The sequence below is a fragment of the Streptomyces sp. SAI-170 genome, from assembly GCF_049739565.1.
GTDB lineage: Bacteria > Actinomycetota > Actinomycetes > Streptomycetales > Streptomycetaceae > Streptomyces.
In genome coordinates, this window is sequence record NZ_JBMGQD010000001.1 from 2,559,212 (window position 1) to 2,576,859 (window position 17,648).

The window sequence follows — 17,648 nt, forward strand, 5'->3', positions numbered from 1 at the left end:
GAAGAAACAAGAGGCGGGGGAAAGAAAGAAGGGACGCCGGAGGCGTCCCTTGCAAACTCTGACAACTTGAGCGGTTGGATACGGGCAGCCCAACCACCGCTTGTCGATGTGCTGCGATGCAGTGATCAGGTGAGCGCAGGCTCCGCCTGGTGTGCGTCGATGCTCTCCATGATCTCGTGGTGAGAAGCGGCAGCCGTCAGCGCGTCGTTCTCAGCCTGGATCCGTACGAGCTCCGATTCCAGGTCCTGTACACGCTGCTGGAGCCGTCGCATCTCGGCGAGGAGTCGAGGGTCGGAGCCGCCGACGTAACCGAGAAGCGCCTTTGCCATGATGGATGGTCCTCCACACTGAGTGACCGACCGATGCGGTTGGGTCGTGAGGGATTCGCACCCGCGGTGCTTGGCAGGATCAAGTGCTGCTCTGCCGTTGTTCCATGCCAAACAGCTAAGGTGCGCGGGGCTTTCAGCGTCTCACCAAAAAGTTTGACGGTCAACACGATCACGCCCCGTATTGGGGGCGACCCGGGGTCTGCGGCCGGAAAACGGCGGCGTCGCGACTCCTGCGGGGCCCTGGGGGCGTGGCGATCATCTTTCCGTGCGGAGCCTGCCAGGGCAAGGGGTTCTTGGCAACAACCAGGCGCTTTTCCCTTCGGGCGGCCTGTGGCGGAATGCCCCGGCGTGGCCTCCGGGGCCCTTTCGCGCCCGGGTTCAGCGAATGGCGAAGCCGTCGTAGCCGCCGCGCGGTGTGTCCCAGATCTCGGTGACACCGTCCACGCGCCCGGGCGTGTCGTCACCGCGGAGCCAGTCGAGGAGCCCCTCACAGCCCGTGCGCGGGCCCTCTGCGACGACCTGGACCCGGCCGTCGTCCAAATTGAGAGCAAAACCACTCAGGCCGCCGATCTCGAGCGCCTTGGCCCGCGTGAACCAGCGGAAACCCACACCTTGGACGCGTCCACGCACCCAGGCGACCATCCGTACATCCTCGCTCATGGGTGCAACCTAACCGGCCGATGTCTCTCGGCACACTTCACCCTCTTGCGCCATGCGGTACCGTCCCCACCCAATGCATCTCATATGAAACTCACCTGATCGGGTGAGTTGTGTCGACCGTTGGGGGACGCGTCGACGACAAAGATCGCAAGGACGAGGAAGGCCAGAACATGGGACGCCACCGACGCTCCGCCGCCGGCCGCGCCGCCAAGGGCCGTGCCACGGGGGTCACGCCGACGGGGAATTCCGTCGCGGGGGGCCGCGACCCGCAGCACTCGTACGGGGTCACCCCCACCGCGCCGGGCACCGCGCCCTATCTGAACCCCGAGGCGTACGCGGAGGTGTACGCCAAGAGCAACGCGTACCTCTTCGCGACCGATGACCCGGGGTCCGCGGCCGGGGCCGGAGCCGGAGGCTATGACGGGGGCGAGGACGGCACCGGGTTCACGCCGGACGACGGCTCGCGCCGCACCGGTGCCCCGCACTCCGCCACCGCCCACCGCCGCCGCAAGCGGGCCGTGACGCCGGTGAAGACCGGCCTGCTCGGTGTGTCCGCCGCGGTCGCGCTCGGCGCGGTGGCCGTCGCCACCGGTGTCCTGCCCGGCGGCGACAACTACCGGCTCGGCGGCAGCGGCTCCGACAAGGTGCAGTCCGCCGAGAGCCCCGGCAACGTCGAGACGCAGCAGGGCGGCACGTCCGGCGCCGCGACCGAGGAGGAGCCCAGCGCTCCGCGCACGACCGGCAGCAGCAGCCGGCGCTCGGCCTCCCCCAGCGCGTCCCCGTCCCCGTCCGCGTCACCTTCTGCCTCCACCTCCGCCTCTCCCTCCGCCTCCCCCTCCCGGTCGGCGACGCCGAGCAAGGCGCCGCAGCGGGAGCAGATGCAGAAGCCGAGGGCCACCCCCTCCCAGAAGCCGAGGGCGACACCGTCCGAGGAGCCCACCAAGGCCCCCGTCGAGCCGACCACCCCGGCGACGGTGTCCGCGGAGGCCGCCGCCGAGGCCGAGGTGCTCCGGCTGGTCAACGTCGAGCGCATCCAGGCCGGCTGCACCCCGCTCGCCGCCAACAGCGGGCTGAGCCAGCTGGCCCGTTCCTTCAGCGAGGACATGGCGGAGCGCGGCTTCTTCGACCACACCGACCCCGACGGCGCGACCCCCTGGGACCGCGCCGAGAAGGCCGGCATCACCGACCTCGGCGGCGAGAACATAGCCCGCGGCCAGGCCGACGCCGCAGCCGTCATGCAGGCCTGGATGAACAGCCCCGGCCACCGCGCCAACATCCTCAACTGCGACTTCAAGACCCTGGGCGTCGGTGTGCACTACGGCGAGGGCGGCCCGTGGTGGACCCAGGACTTCGGGTACTGAGCACGGCACTAACCGCCGGTTAGTGCCGTAGGCTCGACATATGACCACCATGCCCGAGAACCTGCCCTACGACGTCTTCGCCCGGGCCTGCCCCTCGCGGGGCACGCTGGAGCACGTCACGGGACGCTGGGGCGCGCTCACCCTGGGCGCGCTGCACGAGGGCTCGCTGCGCTTCAACGAGCTGCGCCGCCGGGTGGACGGCGTCAGCGAGAAGATGCTGTCGCAGACGCTGCACGCGCTGGAGCGCGACGGCCTGGTGCACCGCGAGGCCCAGCCGACGAACCCACCGCGGGTGGACTACGAGCTGACCCCGCTCGGCAGCGAGGTCGCCGAGCGGCTGCTGGGCCTGATCCACTTCGTGGAGGGCCGCATGGACGACGTGCTGGCCGCCCGCGAGCGCTACGACGCCACGCGCGGGGCCCGCTGACACTTCGGGCAGAAGTAGCTGGACCGGTTCATCCACGGCCGCCTGCGCATCGGCGTACCGCACCGCTTGCACGGCAGCCCCTCGCGGCCGTACGCGTCCAGCGACCGGTCGAAGTAGCCCGACTCTCCGTTGACGTTGACGTAGAGGCTGTCGAAGCTGGTGCCGCCGACGGCGAGGGCCGCGTTCATCACATCCCTTACGTGACCCAGGAGTTCGAGGGTGCGCGGGCGGGTGAAGCCGGCCGTGGGACGCTCGTAGTGGATGCGGGCGCGCCAAAGGGCCTCGTCCGCGTAGATGTTGCCGACGCCGCTGATCAACGACTGGTCCAGCAGGGCCCGTTTGATGGTGGTCCGCTTGCGCCGCAGAGCCAGATGGAAGGCCTCTTCGTCGAACAGCGGGTCGAGGGGGTCACGGGCGATGTGCGCGATGACGTCGGGGAGGCCGTCCTCGCCGGTGTCGTGCAACGACAGTCCGCCGAAGGTGCGTTGGTCGACGAAGCGGAGTTCCGTGCCGAGGCCGTCGGCGAAGCGGACCCGGATCCGCAGGTGCTTCTCGTCCGGCGCCTCCTGCGGCTGCACCAGCAGCTGCCCGCTCATCCCGAGATGCGCGAGCACCGCCTGCCCGGTGTCCTCCAGCGGCAGCCACAGATACTTGCCGCGGCGCCTCGCCACGCCGATGCGGTGGCCCTTGAGGCGGTGGGCGAAGTCGTCGGGTCCTGCCGTATGACGCCGCACCGCGCGCGGATGCAGCACCTCCGTCTCGGCGACGGCCCGGTGGGCGACCCAGCGCTCCAGGCCCCGCCGTACGACCTCGACCTCGGGCAACTCGGGCATGGCTCCCCCTGGAGAGAAGCGAGCGCCCGCACCCTTTCCGGGTACGGGCGCTCGGTGTTCGGTGTCGGTCAGGCGGAGGCGGACGCCTCGTCGGCGTTCGGGGCGGCAGCGTTCGCGGCTGCCTTGGCGCGCTCGTCCGCGTCGGCGCGGATGGCGCGCCACGCGGATTCCGCGGCCTGCTGCTCCGCCTCCTTCTTGCTGCGGCCGGTGCCGGTGCCGTACGAGACGCCTCCGACGCGGGCGGCAGCAGTGAAGGTCTTCTCGTGGTCCGGGCCGGTCTCCGTGACCAGGTACTCGGGGACGCCGAGGCCTTCGGTCGCGGTGAGCTCCTGGAGGGACGTCTTCCAGTCCAGGCCGGCTCCGAGGTTGGAGGACTTCTCGATCAGCGGGTCGAACAGGCGGTGCACCAGCTCCGCCGCCGAGTCCAGGCCCTGGTCGAGATAGACCGCGCCGATCACCGCTTCGAGGGTGTCGGCGAGGATGGACGCCTTGTCCCGGCCCCCCGTGCCCTCTTCACCGCGGCCGAGCCGGATGAAGGAGCCGAGGTCGAGCGTGCGGCCCACGTCCGCCAGTGCGCGCGAGTTGACCACCGCGGCCCGCAGCTTGGCCAGCTGGCCTTCGGGCAGGTCGGGGTGGGTGCGGTACAGCGTGTCCGTGACGACGAGGCCCAGGACGGAGTCCCCGAGGAACTCCAGCCGCTCGTTCGTCGGCAGACCGCCGTTCTCGTACGCGTAGGAACGGTGGGTCAGTGCTCGCACCAGAAGGGCGGACTCGACCTTGTAGCCGAGCCGCCCTTCCAGAAGCGTGTGGGACGAGGCTGTGTGGTCCGATGCGTTCTTCTTCGGCGTGGACACAGTGCCTCTCACCAGCCCGCTCAGACCGCGAGGACCTGGCGCTTGTTGTAGGTGCCGCAAGACGGGCACGCGATGTGCTGCTGCTTGGGCTCGTGGCAGCGCTCGCACGCAACCAGGGGGGTGACCGCAGCCTTCCACTGCGACCGGCGGTGGCGCGTGTTGCTGCGCGACATCTTCCGCTTCGGAACAGCCACGGCTACTTCTCCTGCTTCTCGTCGGCGCGTGCTGACTGAGGCGCGCCGCCGCTCATCTCGTCCTTATCGCCGTCTTCGATTGAATCGGCGAATCCCTGCAGTGCCGCCCAACGGATGTCGACGGCGTCGTGGTGGTGGTCCGGGTTGTCGTTCAGGCTGATTCCGCATTCGGAACACAGACCCGCACAGTCCTCCCGGCACACCGGCTGCATCGGCAGTGCGAGCACCACCGCATCGCGCAGCACGGGTTCGAGGTCGAAGAGTCCGTCCTCGATGAAGAGCCTGTCCTCGTTTTCTGCGGATTCCTCGGCGTCGTCGGTCGGTTCCGCCTTGGGGCGGCCCCGATCGTCGGCGTCAGGGTACGAGAACATCTCCTGGAAGTCCGCTTCGAGATCCATCTGAAGCGACTCCAGACACCTTACGCACTCCCCCTCGGCCTGTGCACGGGCGGTGCCTGTGACAAGCACCCCTTCCATGACCGACTCGAGCCGGAGTTCGAGCTCCACCGGGGCGCCTTCCGGCACTCCGATGACTCCCGCGATACCGAGGTCGTTGGGAGCGTCGATCGTGCGGGTGAGCCGCTGCAGCGCACCTGGACGCCGCCCCAGCTCGTGCGTGTCGAACACGAGGGGGTTGCGATGGTCGAGGCGAGCGTTGGAGGCCATTCCTGCTTTCGATCTTCTAGCTCAGAGGGACGCAGCCCTTCGGTGTTCCCGGGCAGCGCTGATCACGGACGTACTCGCGACCGAAGAGCCAGGATACTGGACCTTTCGCTCTCGGCCCAATCCGGGTGGCGGGCTACTGCCCCCGGCCCTGTTCGTACGCCCTGAGCTGCTCGGCACTGATCATGCTGGTGTCGAAGAGGCTGGTCTCGTCGAGCGCGTAGCCCGCCTGTTCGGGCTGGTGGGACTGGTGGGGCAGCTGGGCCTGCTGGGGCTCGTAGGCGGGCTGCGGAGGGGTCGCGTAGCCCTGGTAGGCGTACGGGTCCGCCTGGGCCGTCTGCTGGTAGCCGTACCGGTCCTGCTGCGGGTAGCCGCCGTAGGGGTCGGCCTGCTGCTGGTAGCCGTACACCGGCTGGGGCTGCGGCTCCGGGGCGTACTCGGGGCGCCGGGCCTGCTCCGCCGGGGCGTCCTGCTCGGCGAGGGCCGCGAGGTCGGCGAGGTAGTCGGCGTCGCTGGAGTGCTGGAGGGTGCTGGTGTCGTCGGCGAGGGCGCCGAGGTCGTCGGTGGCGATCCTGCCGTGCAGCTTCTGCCGGCCGCGGCCGACGGCCTGAAGGGTCTTGGCGAGGACCGCCTCGAAGGCGCCCAGCTTGACGTCGACATAGGCGTCGGCGTTGCGGCGCAGGGTCTCCGGGTCGTGGCTGCGCTCGGGGGCGTCCTCGTCCTCGTAGCCCTGCTCGTCCAGGCCCGGGCCGGTGCCCAGCAGCTTCTCGCGGCCGCGGCCGACCGAGCCGAGGGTCTTGGTGAGGACGACCTCGAAGTTGGCGAGCTTGGAGTCGACGTAGTCGTCGGCCTCCGCGCGGATCTCCTCGGCCTCCTGGCGGGCCTCGGTGAGGATGCGGTCGGCCTCGGCCTGGGAGCGGCGGGCGACCTCCGTGTCGGAGATCAGCGAGCCGCGCTCGGCGTGCGCCTGCTCGATGATCCGCTCGGCCTCCTGGCGGGCCCGCTCGACCATGTGCTCGCGGTCGCCGATCAGCTCCCTCGCCTGGGCGAGGGAGTCGGGCAGGGCCGCCCGTACCTCTTCGAGCATCGAGAGCAGGTCGGCGCGGTTGACCACGCACGAGGCCGACATGGGCATCGACCGGGCACTGGAGACCGCGGCGACGATCTCGTCGAGCTTCTTCTGCACGTCCACCGTGTGCTCGCCACTCTCTACAGCTGTGATGGAGACGGACGGGACGACTGTAGTCCCCTGCGTCCCATCAGGCGTCGCGCAGGCGCTCGTTGAGGGCTTCCAGGACGATCGGCGGCACCAGGTGGGACACGTCGCCGCCCCAGGTCGCGACCTCCTTGACGAGCGAGGAGGACAGGAAGCTGTAGGTGGGGTTGGTCGGCACGAACAGGGTCTCCACGCCCGAGAGGCCGTTGTTCATCTGGGCCATCTGCAGCTCGTAGTCGAAGTCGCTGACGGCGCGCAGGCCCTTGACGATGGCGGGGATGTCCCGCTCCTTGCAGTAGTCGACGAGGAGGCCGTGGAAGGCCTCGACCCGGACGTTCCCGTATTCGGCGGTGACCCGGCGGATCAGGTCGATCCGCTCCTCGATCTCGAACAGGCCCTTCTTGGCCTTGTTGATCATCACCGCGACGTACACCTCGTCGTAGAGGCGGGAGGCGCGGGAGATGATGTCGAGGTGTCCGTTGGTGATGGGGTCGAACGACCCGGGACAGACGGCGCGGCGCACTTGAGATCCCTCGCTCTCCGGTCCGGTCATCGTGCGTCTTCGCACGTAGAGGCGGCGCGACCGTACCAAAACGTTCCCTCGCCGTAACGACGGGCCCTCAGCGGCTCGAAGCCGTCGGGCCAGTGGAATTCGCCGCCTCTGGTGCTGCGCTCCACGGTGACGAGCGCTTGCTTATCGAGCCAGCCTTCCGAGCGGAGTGTGAGCAGAATCTCGCGAAGATCGTCGCCTGTGACCGCATATGGGGGGTCCAGGAACACGAGGTCGTACGGCTGTGAGGGCGCCGCCTTGATGATCTGCTCGGCCTTGCCGTGGCGCACCTCGGCGCCGGGCAGGCCGAGGCTCTTCACGTTCTCCCGGATGACGCGGGCCGCGCGGGCGTCGGCCTCGACCAGGAGGGTGTGGCCCGCGCCGCGGGAGAGGGCCTCCAGGCCGACCGCGCCGGAGCCGGCGTAGAGGTCGAGGACGCGGTCGCCGTCCAGGGGGCCGCCCAGGAGGGACTGCCAGGTGGAGAAGAGGCCTTCGCGTGCGCGGTCGGAGGTGGGGCGGGTTCCTGTCCCTGGCGGGACGGCCAGGCGGCGTCCACCTGCTGCGCCTGCGATCACGCGGGTCATCTTCGGTCCTCGGTAGGGGGTGGTTACCGATTCAGTTTGGCAGGCCGTTCGTCGTGGTTGCTCGCGCAGTTCCCCGGGCCCCTTCCAGGTACGTCCATGCTCACCCCTTTTCCAGGTACTGCTCCCTCTCCTCGTCCAGGAGGGCGTCCAGGGCGGTGCGCAGTCCCGGAAGGCCCGCCAGCTCGGGGTCCGCCGCCACCAGGGCCGCCGCCTCCTCCCGCGCCTCGGCGATGATCTCCTCGTCCTCGATGACGGCGAGGACCCGCAAGGAGGACCGCACGCCCGACTGGGCCTGGCCCAGGACGTCTCCCTCGCGGCGCTGTTCGAGGTCGATACGGGAGAGCTCGAAGCCGTCCAGCGTCGACGCGACCGCGCCCAGGCGCTGGCGGGCGGGGCTCGCCTCGGGCATCTCGGTGACCAGCAGACACAGGCCCGGCGCGGAGCCCCGGCCGACGCGGCCGCGGAGCTGGTGGAGCTGGGAGACGCCGAAGCGGTCGGCGTCCATGATCACCATGGCGGTGGCGTTGGGGACGTTGACGCCGACCTCGATCACGGTCGTGGCCACCAGGACGTCGGTGTCGCCCGCGGCGAAGCGGCGCATGACGGCGTCCTTGTCGTCGGCGGCCATACGGCCGTGCAGGACCTCCACGCGCAGGCCTTGGAGCGGGCCTCGGCGCAGTTGCTCGGCGACGTCGAGGACGGCGAGCGGGGGCCGCTTCTCGGCATCGTCCTCGGCGGACTTCTTGGCCTTCTTGGGGTGCTCCTCCTCGTCTCCGATGCGCGGGCAGACGACATACGCCTGATGGCCGTTCCCCACCTCCTCGCGGACCCGCTCCCAGGCGCGGGCGAGGAAGTGGGGCTTGTCGGCGGCCGGGACGACATGGCTGGCGATGGGTGAGCGGCCGGCCGGGAGCTGGTCGAGGACGGAGGTCTCCAGGTCGCCGAAGACGGTCATCGCGACCGTGCGCGGGATCGGCGTGGCCGTCATGACCAGCAGGTGCGGGGGCTGCTTGCCCTTGCCGCGCAGGGCGTCCCGCTGCTCCACGCCGAACCGGTGCTGCTCGTCGACCACGACCAGGCCCAGATCGTGGAACTGCACCTTGTCCTCGATCAGCGCATGCGTGCCGATCACGATCCCGGCCTCACCGGTCACGAGGTCGAGCAAGGCCTGCCGCCGGGCCGCCGTCCCCATGGACCCGGTCAGCAGCACCACCTTGGTCGCCTGCTCGGCCCCGCCCAGCATGCCGCCCTCGGCCAGCTCGCCCATCATCTCCACGACGGACCGGTGGTGCTGCTGGGCGAGCACCTCGGTGGGCGCGAGCATGGCGGCCTGGCCGCCCGCGTCGACGACGGCGAGCATGGCCCGTAGGGCGACCATCGTGTTGTGGGTGACGGTGAAGTTGTCGGTGATGTACGCGTGGCTGGGGTGCGCGACGCTGATGCACTGAACGGGCTTGCGACCCACGTGCTCCACTGCCCTGATCCCGCGCCGGAAGGTGTTGCACTTCGGCCGGGGCCGGACTCGGTCGGCCTTGCGCGAGAGTCGGAACGGGGCGTACTCGTCCGGCAGGGCCACGGAGACGTCGAACGCGTCGCGCTTGGGCAGGACTCGGGCGCGGCCGCCCAGCGAGCGCACGATCCACGCGACGTCGTCCGCGAGGCGGCGAGAGGCCGAGCAGAACGAGGTGCTCAGGCCGTCCGCGTGGATGGTGCCGTCGGTGTCCAGGAGGCCTTGCAGCAGCGCGAGGCGACTCTTGAGCGACGTGTTCTTGAACGCCTCCGGGATGAACTTGCCGTGGGACGTCACGCCCCATAGGCCGAGGTCGCGCAGGACCTGGATCACAGGATTGCGGACGCCCCCGGCCCGTTGCGCCAGCTGGATCGTGTAGTCGCAGCGGGATCCCTTCACCGGCACCAGCCGGCAGTCGGGCTCCAGGGCAGCGGCGACAGCCTCGTGGATCTCGTCGTCGGTGGTCGACAGACGCAGGTTGTGCCGGAACGAGCCGTCACCGAGGAGGACGCCGAACAGATAGGGATCCAGCGGGAGATCCGAATCGCCTCCGAGATCCACGGGGGTGGCCGCGGGGATGTACCACTTCGAGGAGCCGTTCGCCTTGAAGGTGTCCAGGCGGATCTCCCGGGTCGTCATGACCTTGGGGGGCTGGCCGCGATGCCATCCGCAGCTCGTCCCGACGATCCAGAGATGTTCGTCGTCGCATTCCACGGAGCTGCCGTCGGACAGGACCAGGCGCCAGACGTCGCGCTCTCCTTGCGGGAAGACCCCGTCGATCAGCGCGATCTCGCCGTTCGGAACGACGATCTCGTCGCCCACTTGCATGTCGCCCATCCGGCGGAAGCCGACGGGGGTGAGTACGAGCGAGTCGAGCGGCTGTGCCTTTCCCGAACCCACTTCGCCCTGGAGCAGCCGGTGCATCGGGTGTTCCGTGGCCAGGTCGTCGAAGATCTCCTTCGAGACCTTCTGCTGACCATCGGTGAGGGTGAAGGGCAGGCGGGCGTCGAAGGCGGTGAGGAGGCCGTCCGGCCTGGCCTTGCGGGCCACCGCGGGGAGTTGGGCGTCGGCGTGACGGCGGCGGGCGAGGGCCACCTGGAGGACGAAGGCCTCGTCCCACTTCAGCCGGGAGCGGGCGTCCTCGATGTCGGCCTTGGTGTGGGGGCGGTGGATCTTGAGGAGGGCCTCGGGGAGGGTCGGCAGGCCCCGGCCCTCGCGCAGGGCCTCGGGCAGCGGGTCCACGGCCTCCTGGGCGCTGGGCAGGACCGTCTGGACGGCCTTGCCGATCTTCCAGGACTCCAGCTTGGCGGTGGCGGGGTAGATCGGGATGAGTGAGCCGGCCCAGGTCTCGACCGCCTCCTCGCTGTCGCCGCGCAGCAGTTCGTAGGCGGGGTGGGCGAGTTGGAGGCGGCGGTTGAAGACGGAGACCTTGCCGGCGAACATCGCGCGGGTGCCCGGCAGGAGTTCCTTGTGGGGCTTGTGCACGCCGTTGCCGAAGAACACCAGTTGGAGCCGGCCGCTGCCGTCGGTGATCGTCACCTCCAGGCGCTGGCCCTTGCCGCGGGGCGCCTTGGCGGAGGCGAAGGTGTGCAGGCGGGCGTCGGCGACCTGGGCGACCACCGTGACGTGCTCGTCCATCGGCAGGTCGGCCAGGTGCGTGAGCTGCCCGCGCTCCTCGTATCTGCGCGGGTAGTGGTGCAGCAGATCGCCGACGGTGTGCAGGCCGAGGTGCTCGGCCATCACCTTCGCGGTGGCGGGGCCGAGCACCTTCTTCAGTGGTTCGTCCAGTGCGGGCACGAGATCCATTGCACACCACGCCACTGACAATGCCCCAAACGTGGCGGGAAACCCCTGGTCAGACGGCTCGGTGGGGCCCTAGGATGGCGCGCCCGGCCATCCCCCCGCGGTCGCCGCCTCACCGGTGCCGCCCGACCCCGCGCCGACGCCCCTCCCCCCTCCGGCGCTGCGACGATGGACTCCCAGACCTCACAGTCATCCCAGGCATCCCACTCACCTCATACGTTCCAGGTCGACCTGCGCGGTCTGGTGGACCTGCTGTCCCACCACCTCTACTCCAGCCCGAAGGTCTACCTGCGCGAACTGCTGCAGAACGCCGTGGACGCCGTCACCGCCCGGCGCGCCGAACAGCCCGACGCCCCGGCGCGGGTGCGCATCCACACCGCCGACGGCCGTCTGCGCGTGGAGGACACCGGCGTCGGGCTCACCGAGGCCGATGTGCACACGCTGCTCGCCACCATCGGCCGCAGCTCCAAGCGGGCCGACGGCATCCAGGCGGCCCGCTCCGACTTCCTGGGCCAGTTCGGCATCGGCCTGCTGGCCTGTTTCCTCGTCGCCGAGCGGATCCGCGTGGTCAGCCGCAGTGCCCGTACGCCGCAGGCCCCTCCGGTGGAGTGGACGGCGTGCGACGACGGCTCGTACACCGTGCGCACCCTGCCGGAGGAGGAGCACCGCGAACCGGGCACCACCGTGCATCTGGTGGCCCGGCCGGGCGCCGCCGAGTGGCTGGCCCCGCACAAGGTGCTCGAACTGGCGCGGGACTTCGGCTCGCTGCTGCGGTACGACGTGACGGTGGACGGCGAGGCCGTCGCCGAGCTGCCGGCGCCCTGGGACCGGGAGCACGCCTCGCCCGCCGCCCGCCGGGTGGCGCTGAGCCGGCACTGCCACGGGCTGTTCGGGTTCACGCCGCTGGACACGATCGACCTGTCGGTGCCGCTGGCCGGGCTGCGCGGGGTGGCGTACGTGCTGCCGGCCGCGGTGAGCCCGGCGCAGCGGGCGCGGCACCGGGTCCACCTCAAAGGCATGCTGCTGACCGAGCGGGCCGAACAGCTGCTGCCGGACTGGGCGTTCTTCGTGCGCTGTGTGCTCGACACGGACAGCCTGCGGCCCACCGCCTCGCGCGAGGCGCTGTACGAGGACGAGACCCTGGCCGCCGTGCGCGAGGCGCTCGGTGAGCGGATCCGGGCGTGGCTGCGGGACCTCGCGGCGGGCGATCCCGAGCGGCTGGGGGCGTTCCTGCGCGTGCACCACCTGGGGGTGCGGTCGCTGGCGCGGCACGACGGCGAGATGCTGCGGACGATGCTGCCGTGGCTGCCGTTCGAGACGACGGACGGGGAGTTGTCGCTGGAGGAGTTCGCGCAGCGGCACCCGGTGGTGCACTTCACGCGGTCGGTCGAGGAGTTCCGGCAGGTCGCCCCGATCGCTGCCGCGCAGGGCATCGGAGTCGTCAACGGCGGTTACACGTACGACTGCGAGCTGGTGGAGGCGCTGCCGTCGGTACGTCCAGGCACGGTGGTCGCCGAGCTGGACGCCGACACGGTGACCGCGCATCTGGACTCGGTCGATCCGGCGCAGGAGCTGGCGCTGTCGGACTTCCTGGCGGCCGCGCGGGCGGTGCTCGACCCGCTGGACTGCGATGTCGCGCTGCGGGCCTTCCACCCGGTGTCGGTGCCCGCGCTGCACTTCGACGACCGGGCCGCCCAACACGAGCGGGAGCGGGCCGAGGCCGAGGCACAGGCGGACGAGCTGTGGGCCGGGATCCTCGGCTCGCTGCGCGGCGGTGCCCCCCGCGCGCGTCTGGTGCTCAACCATCTCAACCCGCTGGTGCGGCGCATCGGTTCGCTGAAGGAGACGGGCCTGATCGGCACCGCCGTCCAGTCCCTGTACGGCCAGGCGCTGCTGATGGCGCAGCGCCCGCTCAGGCCGGCCGACTCGGCGCTGCTGAACCAGGCGTTCATCGGCCTGCTGGAGTGGGCCACCCACGAGGAAGGCGGCCGGTGATGACCGACGTCACGGACTTCGGTTCGCTGCGGCTGGCGATGGCGGAGAACGCCGGTCAGCCGGAGGGGCCGGCCCGCAACCGGCGGGCGGAGCAACTGGTGCGGGACGCCGAGCGGCTGGGCATACCGGCCGCGCTGGTCGAGGCGCTCGTGCACCACGTGCGCGTGGGCAACTACAGCTCCGAGAAGGACCGGCTGTTCGTGCCGTTCACCCGGCTGCTGGGCCTGTGGGACGAGCATCCTGAGCACTTCGGCGAGGAGGAGATCCACGCCCTGCACTGGTTCTTCAAGTGGATGTCGTCCGGGATGCTCGACCAGCCGCAGATCCCGCTCGCGTCGATGGAGAAGTGGCTCGGCGAGATGGAGCGCCGCTACCGCCTGGCCGGGTACTCCGACCGCGCGGTGCGCGGTGCCGAGCTGTGGGTGGCCGCGCACGTCGGGGACACCGGGCGGGCCGAGCGGGCGTTCGCGGCATGGCTCGCCGCCGACCGCGACGAGATGGCCGACTGCCACGCGTGCGAGCTGAACGGGCAGGGCTGGTGGCATGCGCAGCGGGGCCGGGACGAGGAGGCTCTCGAGCTGTGGCGGCCGGTCCTGGAGGGCGAGTTCGCCTGTGCGCACGAGCCGCACAGCGTGCTCGCGTCCTCGCTGCTGCCGCTGCTGCGGCTGGGCCGGGCCGAGGAGGCGCGGGCGAACCATCTGCGCGGGATCAGGCTGGTGCGGCCGATGGAGAGCATGCGGGCCTCGTACGCCGACCATGTGGAGTTCTGCGCGCTGACGGGCAACGAGGCACGCGGCCTGGAGCTGCTGGCGGAGCGCCCGGGGCACTTCCTGGGCGCCGGGAATCCCAGCAGCAGGATGGAGTACCTGGGCGTGGTCGCCCTGCTGATGGACCGGCTGACCGCGCTCGGTCTGGGCGAGCGCGCGGTTCCCGGGCCTCCCGGCCGGGAGTGGACCGCGCGCGAACTCGGCGGGCACGCGCGCGAGGAGGCACTGTCCCTGGCGGCGCGTTTCGACGAGCGCAACGGCACCTCGTACGTCGGTGAGCGCCTGCGCACGCGGATGGACCGGGAGCCGCTGCTGGACCGTCTGCCGCTCGGCGTGCGGACGACGCCCTCCGCGCCCACGCGCGTGCCGCCGACGACGCCGCCCGCACCCGATGCCGACCCGGCCACGCTGCTGGCCCGGGCCCGGCGGCTGTCGGAGACGCTCCAGCCGAACGCCGTGGAGGCGTGGGCGGCTGCCGCGCGGGCCGCGCGGGGGCTGGAGCTGACGGTCCGCGACCGCGCGGAGATCGCCGACCACGAGGCGATGGGGCTCGGCCCCGAGGGCGCGGCGCTGTTCGAGCGGGCGGCCGAGCTGTACGCCGAGGAGGGCGACAGGGGCGAGTCCCTCGCGGCACGCACGCGTGCGGCGTACGTCCGCGCCCTGGGCGGCGACGTCGAGGGCGCCCTGGCCGCCGTGGCCGACCCCTACGAGCAGGTGCTCGCCCTCTACGCCGAGGACGGGACCGGCGTACGGCAGACGGCCTCGGTCGTGATGGGCCGGGCCCGCGTGCTGATGCGCCGGGTCCAGGAGGCCGTGGAGCGCGGTGAGGCCGCGTCGGAGGCTCTCGGTGCGGCCCGTGACGCCGTGCGGGAGGTGCTCGCGCTGGTCGACGGGCACGGCGGCGGCGACGTACGGCTGGCGGCGCGGGCGGCCGAGGCGCGGGCGATGCTGGCGGACCTCGCGGCGCACGCCGGTGAGCCGCGCGAGGCGGTGGCGCTGTTCGGGCGGGCCGCGGCGGAGTTCGTGGCGGCGGGCCTGCCGTGGTTCGCGGTGGAGTACGAGGCCCGGCTGGCCATGCTGGCCCATCACCTGGGGGACGTCGAGCAGACCGAGCGGGCTCTGCGGGCGGCCCTGGAGCACGGCGGGTCCCATCTGGAGCCCCCGGGGCGGGCTCAGCTGCACCTGCAGCTCGCGGAGGTGCTCGGCGGGCGGGACGAGCCCGGAAAGGCCGCCGAGCAGGCCCTGGAGGCCGTCCACTGGGCCGACGCGGCGGGTGACGCGGCGTTCGCCGCCTGGGCGCGGCAGATGCTCGGCGGGTTCCTGCTGCGGCAGGCGCGCTGGGCTGAGGCGGCCGAGGTGCTGGAGTCGGCGCTGGCGGACCTGTCGGCGGACACCCACGGCGACGGCGCGGTCGTCCAGACCCAGTGGTGGCTCGGCGACGCCCTGAGCGAGCTGGGCGAGCACCGGGCGGCCGCGGAGCTGCGGCTCAAGGCGGCCGAGATCGCCCGGCACTGGCCCGAGCAGCAGGACCACGCCACCCTCGCCCATCTGGCCGGTGAGGCGCTCGGCGCCGCGGACCTGCCCGCCGAGGCCGACCGGGCCTACGCCCGCGCGGGCGACCTGTGGCGCGAGCTGGGCGACCCGCACGGCCTGGTCCGCTCCCTGCGCGCCCGCGCGTGGCTGGCGCTGCGCGCGGAGGACGGGGCGGACCGGGCGGCCGACCTGATGGAGGCGGCCGTACAGGAGTGCGCGACGGCTCTCGACGCGGCGGCCGGTGAGGAGGACCGGGCGCTGCTGGCCGCGGAACTGGGGCATACGCACCACCAGTTCGGGGGCCTGCTGGCGCGCATCGCCGAGGAGCAGGAGGAACGAGGGGAGCAGCAGGAGGGGCAGGACACCGGGGCCGGCTTCGAAGCGGCCCTGGCACGGCTCCTGGAGGCCGTCGCGGTCTTCTCCGCGCTGGGCGAGGACGCCGTACACGCGCGTACGGACGCCGAACTCGCCGCAGGCCGGCTCGCGCTGGACCTCGGCCGTCCCGCGGAGGCGGAGGCACACGCGGGTGCCGTGCTGGCCGCGTACGCCGAGCTGACCGACGGCTCGGAGGACGTGGCGCGAGTGCGGGTCGTGGAGGCCGGCCGGCTGCTGCGGCTCGCGCGGGAGCGGGCCTGAGTTACTCCACGCCGTCTGAGCTACTCCACGCCGATGAGCAGCAGCGCGCCCTGCCGTCCGCCCCGGTACACCACCGTGTCGACGGCGAGGTACGACTCCCGCACCCGCGCCTCCAGGCGCTCGGCGATGTCGCCGGGCGCCTCGTCGCCGAGGACGAGGGTGACCAGCTCGCCGCCGGCCGACAGCATCCGGTCCAGGACGGTCCGCGCGGTCTCGGTCACCTCGGAGCCGATCACCGCCACGTCGCCGTCGATCAGCCCGAGCACGTCGCCGGCCTGGCAGATCCCGGCGCTGGTCCAGGACCGGTGCTCGGCGACGGTGACCTCGGCGTAACGGGTCGCGCCCGCGGCGGACGTCATGGCCACGACGTCCTCGTCGAAGCGGCGGTCCGGCTCGTGCACGGCCAGCGCGGCGATGCCCTGCACCGCCGAGCGGGTCGGGATCAGAGCCACGCGCACGCCCTCCGCGCGGGCCTGCTCGGCCGCGGCCGCGGCGGTGTGCCGCAGCTCGGCGTCGTTGGGCAGCAGCACGACCTCGCGCGCGTGGGCCCGTCGTACGGCCTGGACGAGCTCTCCGCTCGCGGGCGGCTCCCCGGGGCGCGCGAGCACGGCGGTCGCGCCGGCCTCGGTGTACAGGCCGGCCAGGCCCTCGCCGGGGACGACGGCCACCACGGCACGCTGGGCGCGCTCCACGGGAGGGCGCTCGCCGCGCGTGGTGTGGACGTCGCCGAGCCCGAAGTGGGTGATCCGGATCCGGTACGGCCGTCCGGCCTCGACACCCGCCTCGACGGCGGCCCCGGCGTCGTCCACATGCACATGGACGTTCCACAGGCCGTCGCCGCCGACCACCACCAGGGAGTCCCCCAGCGCGTCCAGCCGGTCCCGCAGCCGCGCCACGGCCTCGTCGTCGGCCTCCAGCAGGTAGATCACCTCGAAGGCGGGGCCGCCGTCCTGCGGCCCGTCGTGGCACGCCACAGCCTCGCCGGCCGCCACACGCGTGTGCTCCCCCTCCGCCGGAGATGCCTCCACGCGCGTGTGCGTGCTCAGCGTCTCTCCCGTGAAGGTCTCCAGCAGCGCGCCGAGGACCGCCACCAGCCCGCGCCCTCCGGCGTCCACCACTCCGGCCCGCTCCAGGACGGCGAGCTGTCCCGGGGTGGCGGCGAGGGCCGCCCGTGCGCCGTCGTAGGCGGCCCGGGCCACCTTCCCGCAGTCGCCCTCGGCCCCGGCGGCCGCGTCGGCGGCGGCGGAGGCGACGGTCAGGATCGTGCCCTCCACGGGGTGGGCGACGGCCTGACGGGCGGAGTCGGCGGCCTGGCGCAGGGCGAGGCCGAGACCGGGTCCGTCGGTGTGAGGTGTGCCACCGTCGGCGGCGAGCACCTGGGCCATGCCGCGCAGCAGCTGGGCGAGGATCGTCCCGGAGTTCCCGCGCGCCCCGATGAGCGCGCCGTGGGCCATCGCACCGAGGGCGTCCGCGAGGGAGGGGCCGGCCGGGCCGCCGTGGCCCGCCGCGTGGCCGTCGAAGACCGCCTCGACCGCGGCGGCGGCGGACTCGAGGGTCAGATAGAGGTTGGTGCCGGTGTCGCCGTCCGCCACGGGATAGACATTGATCGCGTCGATCTCCTCGCGCGCCTGCCCGAGCGCCCGCAGCGCGCGTCCGCACCAGGTGCGTACCGCGAGAGCATCGAAGAATGTCTGCGGCACCTGCGCCACCTGCGCCTCCTTGGACTGCTGACGT

15 protein-coding genes are annotated in these 17,648 nt (G+C 72.0%); 4 read left to right on the forward strand and 11 right to left on the reverse strand.

What is annotated here, in order from left to right; translation table 11 throughout:
- Nucleotides 1-125: 125 nt before the first annotated feature.
- The gene (locus RKD23_RS11190; RefSeq protein WP_351837238.1) at nt 126-329 is read right to left on the reverse strand and encodes a hypothetical protein; all 204 of its coding nucleotides are present in this window, start codon (nt 327-329) and stop codon (nt 126-128) included.
- 378 nt (nt 330-707) lie between these two features.
- The gene (locus tag RKD23_RS11195) at nt 708-989 is read right to left on the reverse strand and encodes an acylphosphatase (RefSeq protein ID WP_424853556.1); all 282 of its coding nucleotides are present in this window, start codon (nt 987-989) and stop codon (nt 708-710) included.
- A 170-nt stretch (nt 990-1,159) separates the two neighbouring features.
- On the opposite strand from RKD23_RS11195, the gene RKD23_RS11200 reads away from it, so the two are divergent.
- Nucleotides 1,160-2,350 carry a CAP domain-containing protein gene (locus tag RKD23_RS11200; protein WP_424853557.1) on the forward strand — a complete coding sequence of 397 codons (1,191 nt, stop codon included), beginning with the start codon at nt 1,160-1,162 and terminating at the stop codon, nt 2,348-2,350.
- Between the two features lie 40 nt (nt 2,351-2,390).
- Nucleotides 2,391-2,777, forward strand: a complete 387-nt coding sequence (locus tag RKD23_RS11205) for a winged helix-turn-helix transcriptional regulator (protein ID WP_424853558.1) — start codon at nt 2,391-2,393, stop codon at nt 2,775-2,777.
- Here the strand turns inward: RKD23_RS11205 and mutM are convergent.
- The 8 genes from mutM to RKD23_RS11245 form a co-directional block, all read right to left on the reverse strand.
- Nucleotides 2,750-3,610 carry a bifunctional DNA-formamidopyrimidine glycosylase/DNA-(apurinic or apyrimidinic site) lyase gene (mutM, locus tag RKD23_RS11210; protein ID WP_424853559.1) on the reverse strand — a complete coding sequence of 287 codons (861 nt, stop codon included), beginning with the start codon at nt 3,608-3,610 and terminating at the stop codon, nt 2,750-2,752. The two genes, RKD23_RS11205 and mutM, sit on opposite strands and share 28 nt — an antisense overlap.
- A 68-nt stretch (nt 3,611-3,678) precedes the next feature.
- Entirely contained in the window at nt 3,679-4,476 is a 798-nt protein-coding gene (gene rnc / locus RKD23_RS11215) for a ribonuclease III (RefSeq protein WP_424853560.1), read from the reverse strand.
- A gap of 8 nt (nt 4,477-4,484) precedes the next feature.
- Complete coding sequence (gene rpmF, locus RKD23_RS11220; RefSeq protein WP_086575354.1) at nt 4,485-4,658, reverse strand: 50S ribosomal protein L32; 174 nt, start codon at nt 4,656-4,658, stop codon at nt 4,485-4,487.
- A gap of 2 nt (nt 4,659-4,660) precedes the next feature.
- A complete protein-coding gene (locus RKD23_RS11225) occupies nt 4,661-5,323 on the reverse strand; it encodes a YceD family protein (RefSeq protein ID WP_424853561.1) in 663 nt (220 codons plus the stop codon).
- A gap of 133 nt (nt 5,324-5,456) precedes the next feature.
- Nucleotides 5,457-6,512, reverse strand: a complete 1,056-nt coding sequence (locus tag RKD23_RS11230) for a cell division initiation protein (RefSeq protein WP_424853562.1) — start codon at nt 6,510-6,512, stop codon at nt 5,457-5,459.
- Nucleotides 6,513-6,579: 67 nt separating this feature from the next.
- On the reverse strand, nt 6,580-7,059 hold the full coding sequence (coaD, locus tag RKD23_RS11235) for a pantetheine-phosphate adenylyltransferase (protein ID WP_404046648.1): 480 nt from the start codon (nt 7,057-7,059) through the stop codon (nt 6,580-6,582).
- Between the two features lie 26 nt (nt 7,060-7,085).
- Nucleotides 7,086-7,670 (reverse strand): 16S rRNA (guanine(966)-N(2))-methyltransferase RsmD, encoded by a 585-nt coding sequence (gene rsmD / locus RKD23_RS11240; RefSeq protein ID WP_424853563.1) that lies wholly within the window; start codon nt 7,668-7,670, stop codon nt 7,086-7,088.
- Between the two features lie 100 nt (nt 7,671-7,770).
- On the reverse strand, nt 7,771-10,986 hold the full coding sequence (locus RKD23_RS11245; RefSeq protein ID WP_424853564.1) for a helicase-related protein: 3,216 nt from the start codon (nt 10,984-10,986) through the stop codon (nt 7,771-7,773).
- Nucleotides 10,987-11,151: 165 nt separating this feature from the next.
- Here RKD23_RS11245 and RKD23_RS11250 point away from each other — a divergent pair, with 165 nt between their 5' ends.
- Both RKD23_RS11250 and RKD23_RS11255 read left to right on the forward strand, forming a co-directional pair.
- Complete coding sequence (locus tag RKD23_RS11250) at nt 11,152-12,978, forward strand: HSP90 family protein (protein ID WP_424853565.1); 1,827 nt, start codon at nt 11,152-11,154, stop codon at nt 12,976-12,978.
- Nucleotides 12,978-15,914, forward strand: a complete 2,937-nt coding sequence (locus RKD23_RS11255) for a tetratricopeptide repeat protein (protein WP_424853566.1) — start codon at nt 12,978-12,980, stop codon at nt 15,912-15,914. Before RKD23_RS11250 ends, RKD23_RS11255 begins: the two co-directional genes overlap by 1 nt.
- Before the next feature lie 20 nt (nt 15,915-15,934).
- On the opposite strand, the gene RKD23_RS11260 is transcribed toward RKD23_RS11255, so the two are convergent.
- Nucleotides 15,935-17,623 (reverse strand): DAK2 domain-containing protein, encoded by a 1,689-nt coding sequence (locus RKD23_RS11260; RefSeq protein WP_424853567.1) that lies wholly within the window; start codon nt 17,621-17,623, stop codon nt 15,935-15,937.
- Nucleotides 17,624-17,648: the final 25 nt, after the last annotated feature.